Annotated in this window: 2 protein-coding genes; both read left to right on the top strand. The window is 73.2% G+C overall.

Going from position 1 to position 6,126, the window contains the following annotated elements; all coding sequences use genetic code 11:
- Window positions 1-298: 298 nt before the first annotated feature.
- Window positions 299-1,654, top strand: coding sequence for a serine hydrolase domain-containing protein (locus tag HC031_RS31375; RefSeq protein WP_240943275.1), 1,356 nt, complete (start codon window positions 299-301; stop codon window positions 1,652-1,654).
- 87 nt (window positions 1,655-1,741) lie between these two features.
- A partial coding sequence (locus HC031_RS31380; RefSeq protein WP_167929086.1) for a non-ribosomal peptide synthetase occupies window positions 1,742-6,126 on the top strand: 4,385 nt, incomplete at its 3' end.

Raw genomic sequence — 6,126 nt, forward strand, 5'->3', positions numbered from 1 at the left:
TGACCGGTGCTTCCCTGGTGCCGGTTCCAGGGCGGTACGCGGACGTAACCGCGCTCATGGACAACGCCGCGCCGAGCCGCCGTCCCGTGCCGGAGTCCGGCGGCTCGCCGCGCGCCGTTCGCGTCGCTCAGCGGGCACCCGGCGACGCGGCGCCGGCCGCGGTGCGCCACACCCCGGCCGGCCCGCCGACTGCGCAGCCGGTGGCACAGCTACTCACCCGACAGATCCGTATGCGCCGGCGGAAATCCGGCGGATATCGACGGACCGTAACGGAGGTATCGCGTTGGCTGCACGTGTGATGACATCGAGTCTGCTGCCCTCGCTCGGCTACGAACTCGCCGTGCTGGCCCGCAAATACGGCGTACCGGGGGCGCAACTCGCCATTCACCACGACGGCCGGACGGTTACCACGGACATGGGTGAACTGGCATACGGGACCGGACAGCCGGTAACCGCCGACACCGCGTTCGCCATCGGCTCCATCACCAAGACGTTTACCGCGACCACCGCGATGGTCCTGGTCGCCGACGGCGATATCGACCTGGACGACCCGGTCGGCGAGTACCTTCCCGGTCTGGAGGACCTCGGTGGCGAGGCCACCCTGCGGCACCTGCTGAGCCACACCAGCGGGCTGGCGGACCCGGACCCGGACGAGGCGCCGGACGGCTTCCCCCAACGACACATCAAGGAGTACTGCCGCCGCCACAGCCTCGTGCTCCGGCCGGGCGCGGGATTCTCGTACTCCAACCTCGGTTACGTCCTGGTCGGCCGGATCATCGAAGCGGTCACCGGAATGAGCTGGCGGGAGGCGGTGGAGTCGATCGTGCTCCGGCCGCTGGGGATCCGGCCGGCCTTCATCGTCGGTCCCGAGCCGCGTACCTCGACGCGCCCGCTCGCCGCCGGCCACTCCGTCAACGTCCGCCTTGGCAGGACCCGCCCGGCCCGTCCATCGCTGCCACCCACGTACGCCGCGGCCGGCGCGCTGGCGGTCAGCGCCGCCGATCTCGCCGTCCTGGGGCAGGTACTCGGAGACCTCGGGATGCCGGGACCGCTGCCGCCGGCCCACGCCGAACGGATGCGCACGCCGGTCTCGGGCGCCCACCCGTTCGGACTCGCCGACGGATGGGGGCTCGGCCTCGCGGTGTACCGGGAGGACGACGCCACCTGGGTGGGCCACGACGGCAACATCGACGGGGCCTCCTGCTACCTGCGCGTCGATCCGGTGGCCGGCTGGGTCGTCGCCCTCACCACCAACGCCAACTCGGGCGCCGGCCTCTGGCGGGAAGTGATGTCCACGCTGGACGCCGCCGGTGTTCCCATCGCGGCCGCCCGGCGCCGGACGCCCCTGCGGATCCCGACCGCCCCGCCGACCGGCTGCGCCGGCAGGTACGTCAACGGCGATGTCGAGCACGTCGTGGTCGAGAAGCGCGACGGGAACGTGTACCTGGCGAACGGCGACCACCTCGAGCCGTTGACGTTCTACGACCACCTCACGTTCACCGTCCACGATCCGGCGACGGGACGTGAGGTGCTCGGCGGGCGCTTCCTGCGCAACCCCGGGACAGCACAGATCGACGCGCTGCAGATGGGCGGCCGCCTCGCCCGCCGGCACGCGGGCGCCGCGCGCACCGACAGCCGGGAAGGGATCGCCTGATCCGCGGCCCGGCCCGCTCGTTCCACCCCCGTCACGCCCATTCATCAACCGCGCCTCATCAACCGCGCCCGGAGGTCGAGAACCGTCATGGTGGCCCAGGATGTGACCCACGCTGCCCGTGACCACTCACGCCAGACGTCGACGCACGTCCCGACCTGGCAGGAGCAGGTGGAGCACTGGAGGAAACAGCTCGACGGCGCGACCCCGGCCGGCCTGCCCGCCCGGGCGCCGGCCCCTGCCGGTACCGAATCGACGGCGACGTGCTCCTTCGCCGCGCCGCCCGACGCGGCGACGCGGCTGGCCACGCTCGCCGGCCGGTACGGCGTCGACCCGCTCGACCTCGTCGTGGCCGCCGTCCAGGCGGTGCTCGGGTACTACGGGGGCACCGACGACATCACCGTCGCCACGCTGGTCGACCGGCCCGAGCAGCCGCCCAACCCGGTGCTCCTGCGATGCCGTGTCCAGGCCTCGGTGACCTTCCTCGACCTGCTGCTGCAGGTACGCGCCACCCGGCACACCGCCATCGTCAACGCGGGCGTGCCGTTCGCGCGCCTCGTCGAGGAGCTGGGGCTGGACGGGGACCTCGGCAGCGTGGCGGTCGCGCCGGGGACGGACGACGTGCCGGTCGACGTCCGGCTCGCGGTACGGCTGGCCGAGCCGGCCACCGACCTGTCCGGCGTCGTCGAGTACCGGACCTCCCGGTACGACGAGGAGACCGTGCGGCGGTTCGTCGGCCACGTCACCCGGGTGCTGGAGGCGGCCGCCGGCGACCCGTCGGTACCGGTCGGTGATCTCGACCTCCTGTCACCCGCGGAGCGGCACCTGGTGCTGGTGACGCTCAACGACACGGAGGTCGAGGTGGCGCCGGCGTCGCTGGCGGAGCTGTTCGAGGCGGCGGCGGCGCGGTGGCCGGAGGTGCCCGCGCTGGTGTGCGGGGACGCCGCGTTGAGCTTCGCGCACCTGGAGGCGCGGGCGAACCGGCTGGCCCGGTACCTGGTCGGGCTGGGGGTGGGGCCGGAGCGTCTCGTCGCCCTGGTGCTGCCGCGATCGGTGGAGATGGTGGTGGCGCAGCTGGCGGTGGCCAAGGCCGGTGGCGCCTTCCTGCCGGTGGACCCGGACTACCCGGGCGAGCGGATCGCCTTCATGCTCGCCGACGCGGCGCCGGCGGTGGTGCTGACCCGCGCGGAGCTGGCCGACCGGGTGCCGGCGTCGGCGGATGCGCCGGCGGTGGCCGTCGACGACCCCTCGGTGGTGGCCGAGATCGACCGCCTGCCGGACGGCGCGCTGTCGGACGCCGACCGGCTGGGACCGGTGGACGTGGATCAGACGGCGTACGTGATCTACACGTCGGGGTCCACCGGCCGGCCGAAGGGGGTCGCGGTCACGCACCGGGGACTGGCGAGCTTCGCCGCGGCCGAGGCGGCGCACCTGCGGGTGGCGCCCGGTGACCGGGTGCTGCTGTTCTCGTCGCCGAGCTTCGACGCCTCCGTGCTGGAACTGTGCGCGGGGCTGCCGGCGGGGGCGGCGTTGGTGGTACCACCGGCGGGCCCGCTGCTCGGCGAGCACCTGGAGACGGTGCTCCAGCAGCACGCGATCACCCACGCGTTGGTCCCGCCGGCCGCGCTGGCCACGGTCGAGCCCGCCGCGGCGGGCCGGCTGGCCGGCTTCCGGACGCTGGTGGTCGGTGGCGACGCGTGCGGCGCGGACCTCGTCGACCGGTGGGCCTCCGGCCGACGGATGGTCAACGCGTACGGGCCGACGGAGGCCACCGTGGTCGCCACCTGGAGCCAGCCGCTGCAGGCCGGGCGCGGAACCCCGCCGATCGGGGCGCCGATCCCCAACACCCACGCCTACGTGCTGGACGCGCGGCTGCGGCCGGTGCCGGTCGGGGTGACCGGTGAGCTGTACGTCGCCGGGGTCGGCCTGGCACGTGGATACCTCAACCGGCCGGGCCTGACCGCCGAACGGTTCGTGGCGAATCCGTACGGTGCGCCGGGAGAGCGGATGTACCGCACCGGCGACGTCGTGCGGTGGACGGCCGACGGGCAGTTGGCGTTCGCCGGCCGGGCCGACGACCAGGTCAAGATCCGGGGCTTCCGGATCGAGCCGGGTGAGATCGAGGCGCTGCTGCGCGGGCATCCGGACGTCAATGGGGCCGTGGTGGTCGCCCGGGAGGACCAGCCCGGAGTGAAACGCCTGGTGGGGTACGTGGTGGGGCAGGGTCTGGACGTCGCCGCGCTACGCGGTTACCTCGCCGGGCGGCTGCCGGCGTACATGGTGCCGGCCGCGTTCGTGACCCTCGAGGCGCTGCCGATCGGGCCCAACGGCAAGCTCGACCGCCGGGCGCTGCCCGCGCCGGACCCGGCCACCATCGTCGGCGACGCCGAGTTCGTGGCGCCGGGCAGCGACACCGAGCGGGCCATCGCCGGCATCTGGGCCGAGGTGCTGGGCGTCGACCGCATCGGCGTCCACGACAACTTCTTCGACCTCGGCGGCGACTCGATCCTCAGCGCCCGGGTCCTCAGCCGAATCCGCGCCACCCTCGGCGCGGACCTCTCGCCGCGGGCCATGTTCGACGCCCCGACCGTCGCGGGCCTCGCCGCCCTCGTCGACGGCGAACCGCGCCGAAGCCGGCAGGAGCGGATCGCCCCGGTCCCACGCGACCGCACGCTGCCCCTGTCGGCCGCGCAGCGGCGACTGTGGTTCCTCGACGACCTCGCCGGCGGCGCCACCGAGTACAACACCGGCATCGGCCTGCGGCTGTCCGGCCGGCTCGACCCGGTCGCGTTGCGGGTCGCCCTCGACGGGCTCGTCACCCGGCACGAGTCGCTGCGCACCACGTTCGACGACGTGGACGGGCAGGGCGTCCAGGTCGTCGCCGACGCCGGTGAGATCCCCGTACGCGCGGTCGATCTGTCCACGCTGGACCGCGGCGAGCGGGAGTCCGCGCTGGCGCGCGAGCTGACCGACGAGCTCAACCGCCCCTTCGACCTGCGCCGTGCGCCGCTGACCCGCGCGCTGCTGGTCCACCTCGCCGCCGACGACCACGTCCTGCTACTCAGCCAATACCACATCATCACCGACGGCTGGTCGGTGCGGGTACTCGTCGACGAGTTCGCCGAACTGTACGCGGCCGCCGCCAGCCGCCGCCCCGCGCAGCTGCCCGAGCTCGCCATCCAGTACCCGGACTTCGCGGTGTGGCAGCGGGAGCGCCTGGCCGGACCGGCGCTCGACGAGCATCTCGCGTACTGGCGGCGCAAGCTGGCCGACGTTCCCGTACTGGAGCTGCCGACCGACCGGCCACGACCGCAGGTACGCACCACCTCCGGCGCGGTATACCGCTACGATCTCCCGCCCGACCTGGTGCACCGGCTGACCGCGGTGGGGCAGGCGCACGACGCCACGCTGTTCATGACCCTCGTCGCGGCGGTGCAGGTGCTGCTGTCGCGGTACTGCAACGCCGAGGACGTCGTCGTCGGTACCGCGACCGCCGGCCGTAACCGCGCCGAGCTGGAAAACCTCGTCGGGTTCTTCGTCAACACCGTGGTGCTGCGGACCACCGTCGATCGCGCCCGACGGTTCGGCGACCTCATGGCCGATGTCCGCGAGACGGTGCTGGAAGCCTTCGCCCACGACGAGGTCCCGTTCGACCGGCTGGTCGAGGAGCTCCAGCCCGACCGTGACCCCGGTCGGAACCCGCTCGTGCAGGCCATGGTCCTGCTGCAGAACGAGATGGTCCGGCCGAGGAGAGCCGGTGGACTGCGGATCGTCGAGCAGGACCTGCCGCGCCCGTGCGCCAGGTTCGACCTCGTCGTGGAGTTCCTGCCCCGCAACGATTCGCTCAGCGTCGCGATCGAATACAACACCGACCTGTTCGACGCGGCGACCATCGAGCAGGTCGCCGGGCACCTGCGGGTCCTGCTGACCGGGATCGCCGCCGGACCGCAGCGGCGGGTCGGTGAGCTGCCGATGCTGACGTCGGCGGAGCGCGACCGGGTCCTCGTGGAGTGGAACGACACGGCGCGCCGGAGGCCGGTCGGTACGGTGCCGGGTCTGTTCGACGCGCAGGTGCGCCGGACGCCGGATGCGGTGGCGGTGGTCTGTGGTGGGGTGGAGCTGAGCTATGCGGAGCTGGCGGGGCGGGCCAATCGGCTGGCGCACCGGCTGATCCGGCTCGGGATAGGTCCGGAGGATCGGGTTGGGGTCCTGATGGATCGTTCGGTGGATCTGGTCGTGGCGGAGCTGGCGGTTCTCAAGGCGGGCGGGGCGTACGTGCCGTTGGATGTGCGGGCGCCGGCGGACCGGATGCGGTTGGTACTGGGTGAGGCGCGGGCCGCGGTCGTGTTGACCGATCGGGCGTGGGAGTCGACGGCCGGCGCGGTTCATGACGGCGATGTCGTGGTGGTGGACGCCTGCGGGTGTCTGAGCGACGAGCCTGCTGATGAGCCGGTCGTGCCCGTCTATCCGGACAA

This window comes from Planosporangium thailandense (genome assembly GCF_011947195.1).
Classification (GTDB): Bacteria; Actinomycetota; Actinomycetes; order Mycobacteriales; family Micromonosporaceae; genus Planosporangium; species Planosporangium thailandense.